This window comes from Pseudomonas sp. BNK-7, assembly GCF_048072025.1.
Taxonomy (GTDB): domain Bacteria; phylum Pseudomonadota; class Gammaproteobacteria; order Pseudomonadales; family Pseudomonadaceae; genus Aquipseudomonas; species Aquipseudomonas danubii.
Window position 1 is genome coordinate 132,670 of the sequence record NZ_CP182252.1, and the last position, 16,347, is coordinate 149,016.

Genomic DNA, 16,347 nt, shown 5'->3' on the forward strand with positions numbered 1-16,347 from the left:
CGAATGGAGGAGCGATCCTGCATTCGCTTTTTTATGCCTCAAGCCGGCACTCAGGCGGCCAGTGCCCAGTCCTGGGCCACGTCCTGCACACCCACCAGGCCGACATCGGCTGCGGCGGCGGCAGCCGGGGTGACGTGGGCCACACCGGCGGCGGCCAGGTCGTCGAAAGTGGAGTTCACCGACAGGCTTGGGTCGATCGCCTTGAGCAGGGCATCGATCTCGCCGGCCAGCGCCGAGCTGTCGCCGCTCATCAGGCCGTAGACCACCTTATGCACTTCACCGGCACGGCCTTCATCTTTCAGGCTGTTGAGGCCCAGGTTGCTGAAGCTGACTTCCTGGCTGACCAGGTGGTAGTTGCTGCCCGAACCACCGGCGAGGGTGTCGCCCAGGGAAACGCTGTCCAGCGAGCCCCACAGGGTGTGGCTCGGGTTGCTGAACAGGGTGTAATGCAGGTTGCCGTCGGCCACGAAGGCGGCGTCGCTGGCGGTGCTCTTGATGGCGTACTGGGTGCCGTCGAACGGGCCCGGGTTGAAACCACCGGTATTGGTGCCATCAACCACTTCGCCTGGGCGGTGGTTGACGTCGCCGAAGTAGGCCGACCAGTCAGTCAGGTATTGCGCAACAGTGTTACCGCCGTAGGTAGCGCTGTAAGAGATCGAAATGCTCATGCAAAACTCCAATACATTAGGTGGGTCAGGTCCGCAGCACGCCAGTGCCTGCTGCGGTTTTGCCCTTCAATGGGCAAAAGCGGTCAGAACTGATATTCCACAGTGCCCTGCAAGGTGCGGCCACGGCCGAGGGTGAAGGCCAGGACATCGCCGAGGGGCACCAGGTAGGCGCGGTCGGTGACGTTTTCCATGGCCAGGCGCAGGGTCAGTTCTTCAGTGGCGCGGTAGCTGCCATACAGGTCGTAGACGGTGTAGGGCTTCCAGTCGGCCGGGTAGACGCCGGTCTGGCTCACGGTCCCGGTCGCCGAGCCGGCGATCGAGTAGCCGGCGCTGTAGCGGGCCCGGGCACCGATATCCAGTTTGCGTTCGAAAAAGCGCGCGCCCAGGGTCAGGGTGCCGCGGTCCATGGGCATGTGTTCGGCCGAACCGAGGATCGCGGCGTTGCAGCGGCTGGCATTGTTGGCCGCCTCATCGGGACGCATGCCGGTGACAATCGCGCCCCGCCCTGTGCCGTTCTTCACCGGCTGGGTCACCCCTCCCAGCCAGGCGGTCTTCATGCAGAAATCGTTGTCGCCGATCATGTGGGTGTAATTGAGCTGGCCGTAGGCGCGACCGGCGTCATAGTCGAGCTGGTACTCGACGCCCTTGAAGCGGGTGCTGCTGAGATCGTTGACGTAGGCGCTGTTGCCGATGCCGGGTGAGCCATAGCCCGGGGGCTGCACGCCCATGGCCATATAAATGAAGTCATCGACCCGGGTATCGAAGTAGGCCACCTTGATGCCCAGGCGGTCATCGTTGAACCAGAGGTTTTCCTTGAAGACGTTGACCCCCGCTTCCCAGGTGGTGGAGCGCTCTGGCTTGAGGAAGGGGTTGGGAAAGGTGCTCTCAGAACCTCCACCATGGGGGCGTCCGGTGATCATGGTTTCGGTCACCGCCGGTGGCCGCCAGCCCTTGCCATAGCTGGCGAACAGTTGCAGCCACTCGACCCCGGGCTTGACCGACAGGCCGAAGGTCGGCGAGAAGCGCCCTGCCTGGTTGTCGATGTCATAGGCCACCGGCACCGAGATTTGCTGGGGCGTCTTGCCGATCACGAAGGTGCGGGTGTTGATTCCGGTTTCGCCGCGCAGGCGGTAGCGGTCGTAACGCAAGCCGGCATTGAGGTTCAGCCAACCGTCGTAGTCGAAGTCCAGGCGGGTGAACAGGCTACCCAGGGCTCGATCGCCCTCGGGGGTCATGCTCGCCGCAGGCGAGGCGCTGACCGCCGAGCCCTTCGGCACCGGCTGGCTGGAGTCGGGGCGGACCTTGTCGTAGAAGAACTCCAGGCCGTAGTTGGCCTTCAGCGTGGACAGCCCGCCCAAGGCAAAGGTCGACGTGTTCTGCGCCTGGGCGCCATAGGTATCGGTCTGGTAGGTGATCGAGTAGCCAGGGCTGCTGCGGCGGGTCAGGGTGCTCTGGTCATTGCTGTTGTCGACGTAATAGAGCTTGGCCTTGAAGTCGATCAGCGGGTTGTCCGGGGTGTAGCTGTAGTCGAGGCCGAAGTTCTGCGAATGCACATCGCTGCTGCCGAGTTTTTCCCAGAGCTGATCCTTGTTCTCGGTGTTCATCATGTTGGCGTCGTCGTAGGACACCTCAGTGGTCAGGTAGCTCAGTTGCAGACGCTGGTCCTGGGGCAGGTTGAGCCCCAGCTTGACCAGGCGCGAGCGCATCACCGAAGCGGAATAGGCCACCTTGGAATGCTTCACCCGATCATTGATCGACGGGTCCATCCAGCTGCCGGTGCGCAATTCGCCAATGCCGCCACGGGTCCCTGGCTTGTAGTCGCCCAGGTGTCGTTCACTGGCGGCCAGCAGCATGTCCCAGACTTCGGTGCCGATGGCGAAGGCGGAACTGCCGATGAAGTGGGTGCCGTTGCGGCGGCCGCCCAAGCCGGTGGTCAGGCGAATTCGGCCACCGATCTCCTGGCCGGGCTTGAGCAGGTCGCGGGCCTCGAGGGTGCGAAAGTTGGCAACCCCGCCAATGACGCCGGCGCCGCCCATGGTGGAGGTGGCGCCCTTCTCCACCACCACTTCGGAGAGCAGCTCGGGGTCGACATAGAGCGTTCCGTTGCGCTGCTGGTGGCCGCTCTGCTGATAGTTCTGGCGCATGCCGTCCACCGACATGTTGACCCGACCATAGTCCTGGATACCGCGGATGTTCACCGACACGCCCGGGTCCTGCTGGCTGAGCGCCGAATACACGCCGGACGTTTCCTCCAGCATTTCGGCGGCATGCCGCGGTGGATTGCGATCAAGTTGCTCGCGCCCGACCACGCTCACCGAGCGTGGCGCGTTGTACACCCAATCGCTCTGCCGGCCTTCGAGGTCACCGGAAATCGTGGTGGGGGCCAAGGCCAGGGCGCCATCACGTCCGGTTTCCACCCGACTCAGGGTCACCTGGCGCTCGCCGCTAAAGCGGTACTCCACCGGCGCATTGCCCAGCAGCCGGGCCAGTCCTTCCTCGGCGCTGTAGCGGCCCTTGAGCGGCGAGCTGTGCAAGCCATGCAGGCGCAAGCTGTCGAACAGCACCTGTACCCCGGCCTGCTCGGCAAAAGCCAGCACCGCACTGCCGAGGGCCTGGGCAGGGATATCGAAATCCAGTTCGCGTGGTTGCTGAGCACTCTGCGGGGCTAGGCCCACGGGCTCTGCCGCGTGCAACAAACCGCCTCCTGCCAACAGCCCTGCTACGCCCAAGTGAATGGCCAGGGCCAGACGACTTGCGGCGTGAATTCCAGTGCGACTGCCTACCCTCATGTTCCTGATTCCTGCGCTGGCTACTTTTAGTGCATGCGAATGCATCTCAATTAGCTAGACGTGCCAGGCAGGAAAACTCAGTAAGGTTTTTTCAGTTATTTTTCGCCGAAGGTAAAAAAGGCCCGCCGGCCTCAATAAATCAGGCTGACGCCGGCCAGGTCGAAACGCTGCACCTGCAACTCCTGGGTGAGGGTGACCAGGGCCGCGTCGAGCATATCCAGACGGAATACACCGCTGACCTGACGCTGGGCCAGGGCACTGTTGGCCAGCACCACTCGCCCGGATCGATAGCGATTGAGGCGCTCCACTACCGCGCTCAGGGGCTGGCGGTCGAACACCAGGACGCCGCGCCGCCAACTGGTGGCGCGCTGCAGGTCGAGCCCATCAAGTGCCACCACCCCCGACTGCGAGTCATAGCGCACGCTCTGTCCCTCTTGCAGAACCCGCTCGGAAACGCCGCGTTGCGCCGGGGTATCCAGGCTCACGGCGACACTGTGCTGCAACACCCCAACCCAGGCTTGTTGATCGCTCTCGCGCCCGACCACAAAACGGGTGCCCAGGGCCCGGGTCTGGCCGCTAGCGCTGTGCACAATGAAAGGTCGTTGCTCCTCACCGACCATGGGCGCCACATCAAACACTGCGGAGCCGGCCAGCAATTGGATCTGACGCTTGTCGCCGCTGTAATCCAGGCGAATGGCACTGCTCGAGTCCAGCTCCACTTGGCTGCCATCGGCCAGTTGCACGGTGCGCACCTCGCCCTTGTCGGTCTGGTAGTCGGCCTGCAGGTACAGCAGTGCCTGCGGCCCTTGCAGCCAGCCCAGGGCCACCGCCAGAACCAGCATGGCCGCACTGGCGACCCGCACCAGCCGGCGTCGACGGCGCGGGCGCTGTATTGTCGCCGCAGGCCGTTCCACCTGGCGTCTTGGTGGGGCAGTGGCCGCCAGCTCGGGGTCCAGGCGCAGCTCGCCCAAGGCCTCCCAGGTCTGCCGGGCAAACACCAGAGCCTGGGAATGACGCGGGTCCTCGGCCTGCCATTGGGCAAGCTGCGCCTGCTCGGTGGCGCTCAGGCCTCCCGCGTGCAAACGCACCGCCCAATCGGCGGCGGCCTCGGTGATACTGCGCTCTTGCGGACCCTGGCTATTCACGTGTGAATCTCGATTTCTCGTTATATATAAGCAGTGACGTCTGACCCCGACTTTTACCGTAACTCACTGGTCAACCGGCCGACCGTCGGTAGCCTGCAGGCGTTGCATCACATAAGCCAGCGCCCGGGACAGGTGCTTTTGCACCGAGCTGTCGGAGATATTCAGGTGCCGGGCCACCTCGGCGTGGGTCATGCCTTCGATACGGTTCAGGCGGAAGATTTCCTGAGTGCGCGCAGGCAGCTCCGTGATCGCCTGTTTCAGTGCCTTGCGCTGTTGTTGCGCCATCGCCTGAGCCTCCAACCCGGCCGCCTCATCCTCGATGTCGGCCAGTACTTCATGGGGCACGGTCTCGGTCTTGCGCCGCGCCTCCTGACGTACATGGTCGATCAGCAGGTTGTTCGCCGTGCGGTAGAGATAGCCCTGGGAGTTGTCGATCCGCTCACCGCGCGTTTGCTCGGCCAGCCGCAGAAAACTCTCCTGCACCAGATCTGCGGCCAACTGCGGGTCCCGTACCTTGCGCGCCAGGTACCCACGCAAGGTCGCGGCATGCTTGAGAAACAGTCCCTTGAGATCCACGTCCGACAAACCGACTCCCTGGAACATGAAGGAAATTGCCGGCATCTTACGGTCAGTCGAGAATGATTTTCAATTGATATCAGTATTCATTAGCGATCGCTTACACCAGCTGCCAGCCGCTTTCCAGGACCTAGGCTGGCACCTCGACCTTGCGCGGCCGGCCGCCCTTCTTGCCGTTCAGGCGCGCCGCCCGAGCCTTGGCCGCGCTGCTTTGCCGACCGTTGCGGGAGGCGACCAACTGGGTCGCCAGTTTCATCAGCGGCTCGCTGGCCGACAGCAGCCCGACAATCGACACCTGCAGGTCCAGGGCCTCATGGCACACCGCCGTGGCGGAAAAGCCCAGCTGCAGTTGCTGCAAATGGGTGTCGCTCAGCGCCGCCAGCTCCGGATAGTTGTCCACAGGCAAATGAATCGAGCTGCCATCGGCAAAGCCCAGGCACAGGCCCCCGGCCGCATAGCTCAAGGTACTGACTTGCAAACCCGCGTCGTGACGCGCCTCACCACGTTCGACCGCTTGATCCAGCTGCTCCTGGGTCAAGGGCACATCGACAGGCACCGCTGCTTTGACGACTTTCATAGTTCGATCTCCACTCCTTGCGCCGCACCCACCAGGGTCAGGCGAGTCAGGTTTCGTTGTTCCTCGTAATGCGCTGACTCGATCAGGTACACCCCGCAGCCGGCGCTTGAACCTTCCACCACAGCGTTCGCTTGCCAATCCCACAACTGCTGCTCAAGGCACAAGGTGCGCAGCTTGCTCCACCCGATACGCCGAGCCAGATGCACCCGTTGCTTCAAGGCCTGGCGCAAGCCTTCAAGGACTGCCAGTGCCGGGCGACGGCCATGGGGGACAACGTCCCAGAGCTCGACACCGTTGTGCCAGAAGCTGAAGCGAAAACGGGCACTCCAACGACCGCCATCCACATGCACATGGGGAGGGCAATGTTCGTCACGCAACATGACGACGACCGCATAGCCCTTGTAAACGAACACTTTCATGCTAACCCATCCGTTAGGTTATTGAGTCCAAAGACTCGTGTTTCCATGATTAATCCGACCACCGGCCTGAAAGGGCAGCAGTGAGGTGACCTGCTTGAGGTTAGTCCCGGAGAAGGTCAGGAAGGCCTCCGGGCAGCCGCAAAGTCGTCAGCATTTATTGCCGGGCAAGGCCTCGCCACGGCCATCGCCCATAACAGCGTTCGGTTATCGAACACTTAATCAGCCTTCCCGGGTTCCGCTCTCGGCCATCAATTGACCAAATTAACCAGTTAGTACAATTTACCTCCCCAGTGCCTCGTACCCGCTCCCGAGGCTGACAATAACAACGGAGATCTACCCCCATGCGTCCTATCGTTCTGGTGCTTAACGGCCCGAACCTGAACCTGCTCGGCAGCCGTGAACCTGCCACTTACGGCCACGAAACCCTGGCCGATGTCTCGGCCTTGTGCGGCCGTGCCGCCGAGGAACTGGGCCTGGCCGTGGAGTTTCGCCAGACCAACCACGAAGGCGAATTGCTCGACTGGATCCACGCCGCCCGCGGGCGCTGCGCCGGCATCGTGATCAACCCCGCCGCCTGGACCCACACCTCGGTGGCGATCCGCGATGCGCTGGTGGCCAGTGAACTGCCGGTGATCGAAGTGCACCTGTCCAACGTCCACGCCCGCGAACCCTTCCGCCATCACTCCTTTGTCTCGGGTATTGCCCTGGCGGTGATGTGCGGCTTTGGCAGCCACGGCTATCGCCTGGCGCTGGAACACTTCAGCCTGCGGTTCAAGGAGCAAGGTCTATGACAGGCCATACAGGCGTACTCGCCGGACTGATCGGCGCCGGCATCCAGGCTTCACGCACCCCGGCCCTGCATGAACACGAAGGCGACGCGCAACGCCTGCGCTACCTGTACCGGCTGATCGATCTGGACCAGCTGGGGCTCGACAGCAGCGCCCTGCCCGACCTGCTCAGCGCCGCCGAACGGATGAACTTCACCGGCCTGAACATCACCTTTCCCTGCAAGCAGAGCATCTTGCCGCTACTGGACGAACTGTCCCCGGAAGCTCGCGGCATCGGCGCGGTCAACACCGTGGTCCTCAAGGACGGCAAACGGGTCGGTCACAACACCGACTGCCTGGGGTTTGCCGAAGGGTTCCGGCGCGGTCTGCAAGGCGTGGCCAGGCGGCACGTGGTGCAGATGGGGGCCGGCGGCGCCGGAGCGGCAGTGGCCCACGCTCTGCTCAGTGAGGGTGTGGAGCAACTGAGCATTTTCGATGTGGAAAACCAGCGGGCGCAGAGCCTGGCGGACAACCTCAACCAGCATTTCGGCGCCGGTCGGGCCAAGGCCGGCACCGACCTGCCCAGCACCCTGGCGAGCGCCGACGGCCTGGTGAACACCACGCCCATGGGCATGGCCAAGCTGCCGGGCACGCCGGTGCCGGTGGAACTGCTGCGGGCGGAGCTGTGGGTGGCCGAGATCATCTACTTCCCACTGGAAACCGAGCTGCTGCGCAATGCCCGCGCCCTGGGTTGCCGAACCCTGGACGGCGGCACCATGGCGGTGTTCCAGGCGGTCAAGGCGTTCGAGCTGTTCAGCGGTCAGAGCGCCGACCCTCAACGCATGCTGGCGCACTTCCACAGCATGAATGGCTGAAACACGCCTGTAGCCGCTGCCGCAGGCTGCGACAGGCCCCGCAGGGGCCTCGGCATCCGTCAGGACGCTGGCGAGCCTGCGGCTCGTTCGCAGCCTTCGGCAGCGGCTACAGGTACTGCGTTTACTCGGGCTTGAGCTGCAGGCGCGCGAGCAGGCCGATCAACAGCACGTTGAAGAGAATCATCAGCAGACTGCCGAACAGGCCCACTACATTGATCAGCGAGCTCGGCAGCCAGTCGAACACGCTGAAACCGGTCAGGGACAGCAGGCGCTCACCGAACCAGAACGAGTCAACGACGATCATCAGGATCAGGATGATTTTAAGCGTTGGGACGGGGTTACCCATGGTGCCTTCCTTGTCGTGGGGGATGATGCGAGAGCCGGGGTGGCGAGGCGATCTTACGGACGCTTTCGCCAGCAAGCCAGCGCCTGACCAGCCAACCCGGCCCTAAAGCTCCGGGTCAGGCCTGCAGGTAGCGCAGCACCGATTCGCAGATCATTTCCCGGTGCCGCTGCTTGATGGCTTCGTCCGGCAGGTCGATCTGGAAGATCTCGCCAAAGGTATGACGGTTCGACACCCGATAGAAACAGAACGAGCTGATCAGCAAATGCACGTCCAGCGGGTCCAGGCCGCTGCGGAACACGCCTTCCTGCGCACCGCGCTCAAGGATCTCGCCCAGGGCATGGAGGATGGTGTTGTTCATCGCCTTGATCACGCCGGACTGCTTGACGTACTCGCCCTTGTGGATGTTCTCGATGCTGACGATACGCACGAAATCGACATTGCGGTCGTGGTGGTCGAAGGTGAACTCCACCAGCCGGCGAATCGCCTCCCGCGGCGCCAGCTCGGCCAGATGCAGGCGGCTCTCGGTGCTGCGGATATCGCCGTAGAGTTTTTCCAGGACTTCGACGTACAGCTGCTCCTTGCTGCCGAAGTAGTAATAGATCATGCGCTTGGAGGTATGGATGCGCTCGGCGATCGCATCCACCCGCGCACCGGAAAGTCCCTGCTGGACGAACTCGACAATGGCTTCTTGAAGGATGTTCTCGCGGGTTTTTTCCGGGTTGTTCTTGCGACTCTTGCGCGGTTCGAGAGCAGGCTCATCGGACGCAATCGAGCGTTCACTGGTCATTGTCATTCTGGGCTCACGGCCATCACTGAACACGCGGGCGATTATGGGCCGCGTCCAGTCGCGAAAGAAAGCACAGAGGCGGTGGATTACCGCCTCCGATTACCAATACGCTACAACTTGGCCTGGCGCACCGCGCCACTGCGAGACTTGGCCATGGCCGCCAGGCGCACCGCAACGTTGGCCGCACCATAGCCGGCGTAGCCGTTCTTGCGCTGGATGATCTCGAAGAAGAACCGCCCCTCGAACGGTTCGGTGTAGACGTGAAACAGCTCGCCGCCCTGGGCATCGCGGTCATACAGGACGTTGTAGTAGGCCAGTTCGCTGAGAAACTCGTCGTCGAAATCAAAACGCGCCGCCAGGTCGTCGTAGTAATTGAGCGGAATATCCAGCAGCGGCACTCCGGCCTGCTTGGCCCGGCTGACCTCGGCAAAAAGGTCGTCGCAGTCGAAGGCAATGTGATGCACCCCGCTACCACGATAACTGGACAGTGCATGGGAGATCGCGGTGTTGCGGTTCTCCGAGATGTTCAGCGGCAAGCGGATCGAGCTGCAACGGCTGCGCAGGGCGCGGCTTTTCACCAGGCCATAAGGATCGGGCAGCACCACTTCATCATCGGCCTCGAAATCCAGCAGGCTCTTGTAGAACAGCGCCCAACTGTCGAGGCTGTCCGCCGGCAGGGCCATGGCCATGTGGTCGATACGCTTGAGGCCGCCCTTGGCCTGCACACCGTCATGCATGTTGAAGTCGGTGTCGTACAGGTGCTGGCCGCCCTGCTGCGGGTCCACCAGATAGATCAGGCTGCCATCGGGCTCGCGCACCGCCGCCAGTTCCAGCTCGTTGGGGCCTACAAGCCCGCGATAAGGCTGGCCCTTGTAGGCCACCGCCCGCTCCAGAGCCTTGGCGCTGTCCTTGACCCGGATGGCCGTGGCACACACCGAAGGGCCATGGGCCTCGAAGAAGCTGTGGGCGAAGGAATAGGGCTCGGAGTTGAGGATCAGGTTGATATCGCCCTGGCGCATCAGGCTCACGTTCTTGGAGCGATGCTGTCCGGCCTTGGCAAAACCCAGGCGTTCCAGCCAGCTCCCCAGCTTGGCACCCAGGGCATCGTCCACCGCGAACTCGAGAAACTCGGTGCCGCCATAGGCTTCAACCGCTGGCGGGGCGAACAGCGTGTCCAGGTTGGCCACCGGCTGCGCCTCCTGCAGCAGGCGCTCGCGGGTCTTCTCCTCCAGGTACAGCAAGGAGCGCAAGCCGTCGGCGGCATTGGCCCGCGGCGGCGCGGCGCGAAAGCCGTCGTTGAAGATTTCCAGGGACAGCGGCCCGGTGTAGCCGCTCTTGATGATCGGCGCCAGAAAGCCCGGCAGATCGAACTCGCCCTGTCCTGGAAAACAGCGGAAATGCCGGCTCCACTCCAGTACATCCATGGCCAGGATCGGTGCATCGGCCATCTGCACGAAGAAGATCTTGTCCCCGGGAATCTCGGCAATCGCCGCCGGGTCGCCCTTGAGCGACAGGGTATGGAAGCTGTCCAGCAACACCCCGAGGTTGGGGTGATCGGCGCTGCGCACGATGTCCCAGACCTGTTGATAGGTATTCACGTGACGGCCCCAGGCCAGGGCTTCGTAGCCGATGCGCAAGCCGCGCAGCGCGGCCCGTTCGGCCAACAGGTGCAAATCATCGATGAGAATCTGCCGGTCCCCGAGGCTGTCGGCCTGGGCGTTGCTGCACACCAGCACCAGGTCGGTGCCCAGCTCCTGCATCAAGTCGAACTTGCGTTCGGCACGTTCCAGGTTGCGCGACAGGCGATCGCGGCGGCAGCCCTCGAAATCCCGGAATGGCTGGAACAGGGTGATGGCGATCCCCAGGTCGGCGCACATCTGCCTGATCTCCCGAGGGCTACCGTCGTAATAGAGAAGGTCGTTCTCGAAAATCTCCACCCCATCGAAGCCGGCGGCGGCGATGGCTTCGAGTTTTTCCGGCAGGGTGCCGCTCAAGGAAACGGTGGCAATGGAACGCTGCATGATTGAACTCCCGGGGGATGACGGCCGGTGGCACCCGAGCCTTTTATTCGATGTTGCGGATTATTCCACAGCATGATTTAAAGTGTACGAACCAGTTAGTTTTGTGTTCGATTATCGAACAAAAAGCCGCTTGGCGAATTGACGATTTTTCAGCCACTGCGCACCATCGACAGCACATTGAGCCGCCCCAAGAAATCGTGGCTTCAATCACCCAGACCCAGAACACACCATAAAAATTTTAAAAATCGGGTACATCCTCATGCTTGCACTCAACGCCCCGCCCTGCTGCTCATCCCTTTGGCTCGCGCCTGGAACGGCCTCAATCGGCACCCTGGATCACGACCCGCTACTGCCCTGAGCGGATCGTCGTACCGATGGCGTTCGCCGGCCCGCAATCAACGGCTCGACGAACCAAACCAGCCGATCAATCACCCAGTCCCTGGCGCTCATGCCCTCGCTGACGATTGATCACGCGCCCTTGAGTTCCGACGAGCCCTGGCTCGTCAGTCACTGAACGGATGGCCTATATGATTCCTTCCCAAAGCTCTCGCATCGCCCCGAGCCTCAGTGTTGCCGGCGGCATCGGCGACAAGATCCGCGGCGCCATGGCCGTCGGCAAGACCCGCTGGGGCATGCTCGCCCTGGTGTTCTTCGCCACCACCCTGAACTACATCGATCGCGCCGCACTGGGCGTGATGCAGCCGATCCTGGCCAAGGAAATGAACTGGACGGCGATGGACTACGCCAATATCAACTTCTGGTTCCAGGTCGGTTACGCCGTGGGCTTCGTGCTGCAAGGGCGCCTGATCGACCGAGTCGGCGTGAAACGGGTGTTCTTCTTCGCCGTGCTGCTCTGGAGCCTGGCCACCGGCGCCCATGGCCTGGCCACTTCGGCGGCGGGCTTCATGGTCTGCCGCTTCATTCTCGGGCTCACTGAAGCCGCCAACTACCCGGCCTGCGTGAAGACCACGCGCCTGTGGTTCCCGGCCGGCGAACGCGCGGTAGCCACCGGCATCTTCAACGCCGGGACCAACGTCGGCGCTATGTTCACCCCCATGCTGCTGCCGTTGATCCTCCACGCCTGGGGCTGGCAAGCGGCGTTCCTGTGCATGGCGGCACTGGGCGGCGTCTGGCTGCTGTTCTGGGGCCTGAAGTACTTCAACCCGGAAGATCACCCCAGCGTCAAAGCCTCGGAACTGGCCTATATCCAGCAACAGGTGGAACCCGAGCCGACCCGCGTGCCCTTCAGCCGCATCCTGCGCATGCGCGGCACCTGGGCCTTCGCCCTGGCCTACTCGCTGACCGCGCCGGTGTTCTGGTTCTACCTGTACTGGCTGCCGCCGTTCCTCAACCAGCAGTACAACCTGGGGATCAACGTCACCCAGATGGGCATCCCGCTGATCATCATCTACCTGACCGCCGACTTCGGCAGCGTCGGTGGCGGCATCCTCTCCTCGTTCCTGATCGGACGCGGCATGAACCCGATCAAGGCGCGGCTGCTGTCGATGTTCCTGTTCGCCTGCTGCATCATCGGCGTGATCATGGCCGCCGGCACCGCCAACCTGTGGCTGGCCGTGTTCGCCATCTCCCTGGGGATCGGTGCCCACCAGGCCTGGACCGCCAACATCTGGAGCCTGGTGATGGACTACACGCCCAAGCACATGATGAGCACCGTGTTCGGCTTTGGCGGCATGTGCGCGGCCATCGGCGGCATGTTCATGACCCAGATCGTCGGCCACATCCTCACCGTCACCAACAACAACTACACCCTGCTGTTCACCCTGATCCCGGCCATGTACTTCATCGCCCTGACCTGGATGTACTTCATGGCCCCGCGCAAGATTCCTCAAGTAGAAGACTGATGCTCCTTTCACGCAGGCCCGCCCAGGGCCTGCGTTTTTTTATCGCCACCCTCCCCCCTTTTGTTTTTCCACACTCGGAGATCGTCCCATGACGCTGGGTAACCTGAGCATCGCCAAACGCGCCGTGATCAGCTTCGGCGTGATTGCCCTGCTGGTCCTGCTGCAGGGGCTGTTCGCCCTCAAGCAAGTGGCCGAAGTCCGCGCCACCGGCCAGCACACCGAAAACATTTCCCTGCCCAGCACCCGCTACCTGGGAGAAGTGCGCGACTACGTATTGAGCATCCGCGTGCTGAGCCTGCGCATGGCCCTCAACCGTGAACCCAAAGTGCTGGAAAGCACCATTGCCCGCCTGCATCAGGTGCAAGCCTGGCTCGACCAGGCCCTGGCCAGGTTCGCGCCGCTGGTGGGCGATCACAACCGGGTGCAGTACGAGACATTCCTCGCCACGGTCAAGAGCTACCAACAGGCCCTGGCCCAGTACGAAGCCCTGTCCCAGGACAATCGCAGCAGCGAGATGACGGCCCTGCTCAACGGCAGGATCCAGGATTACTCGACCCAGACCGGCGACCAGTTCGCCGAACTGATGAACCTGACCGCCGAGGAAGTCAGCCAGTCGGCCCAGCATGCAGACGCGCTGTACACCCAGGTCAAAGTCACGGTGATCGGCGCCCTGATCGCCGTCGCCCTGCTGACCCTGTGCCTGGCCTGGCTGCTGATTCGCAGCATCGTCGTGCCCATCCGCCAGGCCGTGGGCGTGGCCGAGCAAGTGGCCGCTGGCGATCTCAGCCGCCCGATCCACAGCGAGGGCAGCGATGAAACCGCGCGCCTGCTCAAGGCCCTGGCCAGCATGCAGGCGAGCCTGCGTGAAACCCTGCAACTGATCAGCAGCACCTCGACCCAACTGGCCGCCGCCGCGCAACAGATGAGCCAGAGCACCCACCAGGACTCCAGCCGGCTGCAGCAGCAACACAACGAAATCGAGCAAGCCGCCACCGCGGTCAACGAGATGACCGCGGCCGTCGAGGAAGTGGCACGCAACGCGGTGTCCACCTCCGACACCACCCGCCAGTCCACCACCCAGGCGACCCAGGGGCAGGCCCGGGTGATCCAGACCCTGGACTCGATCCAGGCCATGAGCAGCGATGTCGGCACCGCCCTGCAGCAAGTGCAGACCCTGGCCGAGCAGTCACGGGAAATCGGCAAGGTGCTGGACGTGATCCGCGCCATTGCCGAACAGACCAACCTGCTGGCCCTGAACGCCGCCATCGAGGCCGCGCGGGCTGGTGAAGCCGGGCGTGGTTTTGCCGTAGTGGCAGACGAAGTGCGGGCCCTGGCCCATCGCACCCAGCAGTCGACCCAGGAAATCGAACAGATGATCGGCCGGGTCCAGGGCGACACCGACAGCGTGGTGCAGTCCATGCACGGCAACAGTCAGCGGGTGGCCCAGACCCTGTCCATCGCCGAACAGGCCGGGCTGGCCCTGGGGCAAATCACCCGGGCCATGGAGCAGATCCACGAGCGCAACCTGGTGATCGCCAGTGCCTCGGAAGAACAGGCCCAGGTGGCCCGTGAAGTGGACCGCAACCTGCTGAACATCCGCGACCTGTCCCTGGAAAGCGCCGACGCCGCCACGCGCACCAACGCCACCAGCCAGGAGCTGTCGCACCTGGCGGCCGGCCTGCAGAACCTGGTGGTGCGCTTCCGCTTCTGAGTCGTCTCAGCGGCGGCGTTGCTGCCAGGCCGCCGCCAGCCCGCTGAGGCAGATCACGGCGATGCCCACTTGGGTAATCGCATCCGGCGTGTGGTTGAACAGCAGCCAGCCCAGTAGCCCGGCAAAGACAATCTGGCAATAGCCGAACGGCGCCAGCAGCGCCGGCGCCGCGTGACGGAAGGCCTGGGTCAGGAACAGGTGGGCGCACATGCCACAGGCCCCCAGCGCCAGCATCAGCACGCCATGGACAAAGCCCGGGGTCTGCCAGAAGAACGGTACCAGCGCACTCATCACCAGGGTGTTGCACAGCCCGGCGAAGAAGTTGCTGGTGGTGGGGCTGTCATGCTCGGCCAGCTTGCGCGTCAGCAACTGATAGAAGCAGAAGAACAGCGCCGAGCAGAACGGCAGCAACACCGCCGGCGTGAAGAGTTCACCGCCCGGGTGGACGATGATCAGCACCCCGACAAAACCGCAGATCACCGCCAGCCACTGGCCGCGGGTCACCTGTTCGCCGAGCAAGGTCACCGACAACGCGGTGACCAGCACTGGCGCGAGAAAGTTGACCGCCGTGGCCTCGGCCAGGGGAATGAACAGCAGTGCCGAGGTGAACAGCAAACTGGTGCTCAGCAGGCACAAGGCCCGCAGCACTTGCAGCAGCGGTCGCTTGCTGCGCAGCACCCGCAGGCCCGATTGCGGCAGGAAGATCCCGGCCATCAGCAAGGTATGGATCAGGTAACGGGCCCAGACCACCATGATCACCGGGAAGAACCCCGAGAGGTATTTGGACAGGGCATCGTGGCTGGCGAACAGAAAGGTCGCCAGGACGATCAGCAGGATGCCCTTGAAAGGCTGATTGATCCCGGAAAGGGGCGTGCTGCGGGTCATGGGCATTCCTTGAAGGTGATTGAAGACACAGCTTCGCCGGCAAGCTGGCTCCTAGCGGGTATTTGTAGGAGCCGGCTTGCCGGCGAAAGCCCTCCCGCCCACTCAGGTCCTGGCCAGCAGCGCGCGAGTTGCATCCAGCGCCATCTGTGCCCGCTGCAAGGCACTCACGCCCTGTTCGAGCAATTGCACCGTGGGAATTTCCAGACTCAGGGGCAACTCCGGCGGCAGACACTTGAGCAACCCCGCCAGATCACAATCGCCCTGCCCCGGAAAACGCCGTTCGTTACGGGCCTGGCGCAGGATCTCCTGCATGTCGTCCGGACGCGGCCCGGCAACGTCGCACAACTGCGCGTAACGCAGGCGCGCCGGAGTGACCTTGGCCAGGTCCGCCAGACGCGAACCCGAACGGTCGAAATGGAAGGCGTCCACCAGCACGCAGCCATTGTCACGACCGGCGTTTTCCACCACCCGCACGGCCTGCTCCAGGTTGCGCGCGTCGGTCCAGGGCATGAACTCCAGGTGCGGGTGCAACCCGTACTGCCGCGCCAGATCGCACAGGGCGGCGAAGTTGTCGGTCATGCGCGCCTCGTCCGGGTCATTGCCCGCCACCAGCAACTCGCTGGCGGCGAACTCGGCGCCCACCGCCAGCAGCGCTTCGAAGTCCCCCACCCGGGTCTGCGGCTTGAGCCGCAGGATCTCCACATCCAGCACCCGCACGCCGCCATCGCGCAGGCGCGCCAGGGTCTGGCGACGCAAGCCGGCATCCGCCACCAGCGGGAAGTGATGCTCCTCCGGGGTCGCCGGTTCCAGGCGCAGGCCGACATGGCTGTAGCCGGCCCGGGCCGCCACTTCCACCATCTCTGGCGGCGACAGCTCCAGCACGGTCAGGCTGGCCAGGGAAAAAATCCGTTCACTCATC

At 63.5% G+C, this 16,347-nt stretch carries 15 protein-coding genes; 4 read left to right on the forward strand and 11 right to left on the reverse strand.

Features of this window, described 5'->3' with window-relative positions:
• Positions 1-50: 50 nt before the first annotated feature.
• From ACMGF8_RS00635 to ACMGF8_RS00660, 6 genes are all read right to left on the reverse strand, one after another.
• Entirely contained in the window at positions 51-668 is a 618-nt protein-coding gene (locus tag ACMGF8_RS00635) for a heme acquisition protein HasA (protein WP_102865410.1), read from the reverse strand.
• An 83-nt stretch (positions 669-751) separates the two neighbouring features.
• Positions 752-3,457 carry a TonB-dependent hemoglobin/transferrin/lactoferrin family receptor gene (locus ACMGF8_RS00640; protein ID WP_416758373.1) on the reverse strand — a complete coding sequence of 902 codons (2,706 nt, stop codon included), beginning with the start codon at positions 3,455-3,457 and terminating at the stop codon, positions 752-754.
• A 131-nt stretch (positions 3,458-3,588) separates the two neighbouring features.
• Positions 3,589-4,602: a FecR family protein gene (locus tag ACMGF8_RS00645; RefSeq protein ID WP_416758375.1), complete on the reverse strand. Its 1,014-nt coding sequence runs from the start codon at positions 4,600-4,602 to the stop codon at positions 3,589-3,591.
• 63 nt (positions 4,603-4,665) lie between these two features.
• The gene (locus ACMGF8_RS00650) at positions 4,666-5,187 is read right to left on the reverse strand and encodes an RNA polymerase sigma factor (protein ID WP_102865512.1); all 522 of its coding nucleotides are present in this window, start codon (positions 5,185-5,187) and stop codon (positions 4,666-4,668) included.
• 121 nt (positions 5,188-5,308) lie between these two features.
• Positions 5,309-5,755 (reverse strand): DUF2442 domain-containing protein, encoded by a 447-nt coding sequence (locus ACMGF8_RS00655; RefSeq protein ID WP_207166591.1) that lies wholly within the window; start codon positions 5,753-5,755, stop codon positions 5,309-5,311.
• Entirely contained in the window at positions 5,752-6,174 is a 423-nt protein-coding gene (locus ACMGF8_RS00660) for a DUF4160 domain-containing protein (protein ID WP_207166592.1), read from the reverse strand. Before ACMGF8_RS00660 ends, ACMGF8_RS00655 begins: the two co-directional genes overlap by 4 nt.
• Before the next feature lie 341 nt (positions 6,175-6,515).
• Here ACMGF8_RS00660 and aroQ point away from each other — a divergent pair, with 341 nt between their 5' ends.
• Positions 6,516-6,965 (forward strand): type II 3-dehydroquinate dehydratase, encoded by a 450-nt coding sequence (gene aroQ, locus ACMGF8_RS00665; protein ID WP_102865405.1) that lies wholly within the window; start codon positions 6,516-6,518, stop codon positions 6,963-6,965.
• Positions 6,962-7,816: a shikimate dehydrogenase gene (locus tag ACMGF8_RS00670; RefSeq protein WP_207166593.1), complete on the forward strand. Its 855-nt coding sequence runs from the start codon at positions 6,962-6,964 to the stop codon at positions 7,814-7,816. Before aroQ ends, ACMGF8_RS00670 begins: the two co-directional genes overlap by 4 nt.
• Positions 7,817-7,937: 121 nt before the next feature.
• On the opposite strand, the gene ACMGF8_RS00675 is transcribed toward ACMGF8_RS00670, so the two are convergent.
• The 3 genes from ACMGF8_RS00675 to quiC all read right to left on the reverse strand — a co-directional run bounded on the left by ACMGF8_RS00675 (position 7,938) and on the right by quiC (position 10,970).
• Complete coding sequence (locus tag ACMGF8_RS00675; RefSeq protein WP_102865403.1) at positions 7,938-8,162, reverse strand: hypothetical protein; 225 nt, start codon at positions 8,160-8,162, stop codon at positions 7,938-7,940.
• A gap of 115 nt (positions 8,163-8,277) precedes the next feature.
• Complete coding sequence (locus ACMGF8_RS00680) at positions 8,278-8,955, reverse strand: TetR family transcriptional regulator (protein WP_115580991.1); 678 nt, start codon at positions 8,953-8,955, stop codon at positions 8,278-8,280.
• 104 nt (positions 8,956-9,059) lie between these two features.
• Positions 9,060-10,970, reverse strand: a complete 1,911-nt coding sequence (gene quiC, locus ACMGF8_RS00685; protein WP_115580992.1) for a 3-dehydroshikimate dehydratase QuiC — start codon at positions 10,968-10,970, stop codon at positions 9,060-9,062.
• 527 nt (positions 10,971-11,497) lie between these two features.
• Between quiC and ACMGF8_RS00690 the strand changes: the two genes are divergently transcribed.
• On the forward strand, positions 11,498-12,832 hold the full coding sequence (locus ACMGF8_RS00690) for an MFS transporter (protein ID WP_207166595.1): 1,335 nt from the start codon (positions 11,498-11,500) through the stop codon (positions 12,830-12,832).
• A gap of 88 nt (positions 12,833-12,920) precedes the next feature.
• Positions 12,921-14,543 (forward strand): methyl-accepting chemotaxis protein, encoded by a 1,623-nt coding sequence (locus ACMGF8_RS00695; protein WP_207166596.1) that lies wholly within the window; start codon positions 12,921-12,923, stop codon positions 14,541-14,543.
• 6 nt (positions 14,544-14,549) lie between these two features.
• Here ACMGF8_RS00695 and ACMGF8_RS00700 read toward each other — a convergent pair whose 3' ends face one another.
• A complete protein-coding gene (locus ACMGF8_RS00700) occupies positions 14,550-15,428 on the reverse strand; it encodes a DMT family transporter (protein ID WP_416758380.1) in 879 nt (292 codons plus the stop codon).
• Between the two features lie 102 nt (positions 15,429-15,530).
• A complete protein-coding gene (locus ACMGF8_RS00705) occupies positions 15,531-16,346 on the reverse strand; it encodes a sugar phosphate isomerase/epimerase family protein (protein ID WP_416758382.1) in 816 nt (271 codons plus the stop codon).
• Position 16,347: the final 1 nt, after the last annotated feature.

What these genes read in the sequence shown, in the direction of transcription:
- ACMGF8_RS00705 (WP_416758382.1), bottom strand. Translation starts at nt 16,346, where the DNA reads ATGAGTGAACGGATTTTTTCCCTGGCCAGCCTGACCGTGCTGGAGCTG.
- ACMGF8_RS00660 (WP_207166592.1), bottom strand. Translation starts at nt 6,174, where the DNA reads ATGAAAGTGTTCGTTTACAAGGGCTATGCGGTCGTCGTCATGTTGCGT.
- ACMGF8_RS00680 (WP_115580991.1), bottom strand. Translation starts at nt 8,955, where the DNA reads ATGACAATGACCAGTGAACGCTCGATTGCGTCCGATGAGCCTGCTCTC.
- ACMGF8_RS00640 (WP_416758373.1), bottom strand. Translation starts at nt 3,457, where the DNA reads ATGAGGGTAGGCAGTCGCACTGGAATTCACGCCGCAAGTCGTCTGGCC.
- ACMGF8_RS00635 (WP_102865410.1), bottom strand. Translation starts at nt 668, where the DNA reads ATGAGCATTTCGATCTCTTACAGCGCTACCTACGGCGGTAACACTGTT.
- ACMGF8_RS00700 (WP_416758380.1), bottom strand. Translation starts at nt 15,428, where the DNA reads ATGACCCGCAGCACGCCCCTTTCCGGGATCAATCAGCCTTTCAAGGGC.
- ACMGF8_RS00695 (WP_207166596.1), top strand. Translation starts at nt 12,921, where the DNA reads ATGACGCTGGGTAACCTGAGCATCGCCAAACGCGCCGTGATCAGCTTC.
- ACMGF8_RS00655 (WP_207166591.1), bottom strand. Translation starts at nt 5,755, where the DNA reads ATGAAAGTCGTCAAAGCAGCGGTGCCTGTCGATGTGCCCTTGACCCAG.
- ACMGF8_RS00690 (WP_207166595.1), top strand. Translation starts at nt 11,498, where the DNA reads ATGATTCCTTCCCAAAGCTCTCGCATCGCCCCGAGCCTCAGTGTTGCC.
- quiC (WP_115580992.1), bottom strand. Translation starts at nt 10,970, where the DNA reads ATGCAGCGTTCCATTGCCACCGTTTCCTTGAGCGGCACCCTGCCGGAA.
- aroQ (WP_102865405.1), top strand. Translation starts at nt 6,516, where the DNA reads ATGCGTCCTATCGTTCTGGTGCTTAACGGCCCGAACCTGAACCTGCTC.
- ACMGF8_RS00670 (WP_207166593.1), top strand. Translation starts at nt 6,962, where the DNA reads ATGACAGGCCATACAGGCGTACTCGCCGGACTGATCGGCGCCGGCATC.
- ACMGF8_RS00675 (WP_102865403.1), bottom strand. Translation starts at nt 8,162, where the DNA reads ATGGGTAACCCCGTCCCAACGCTTAAAATCATCCTGATCCTGATGATC.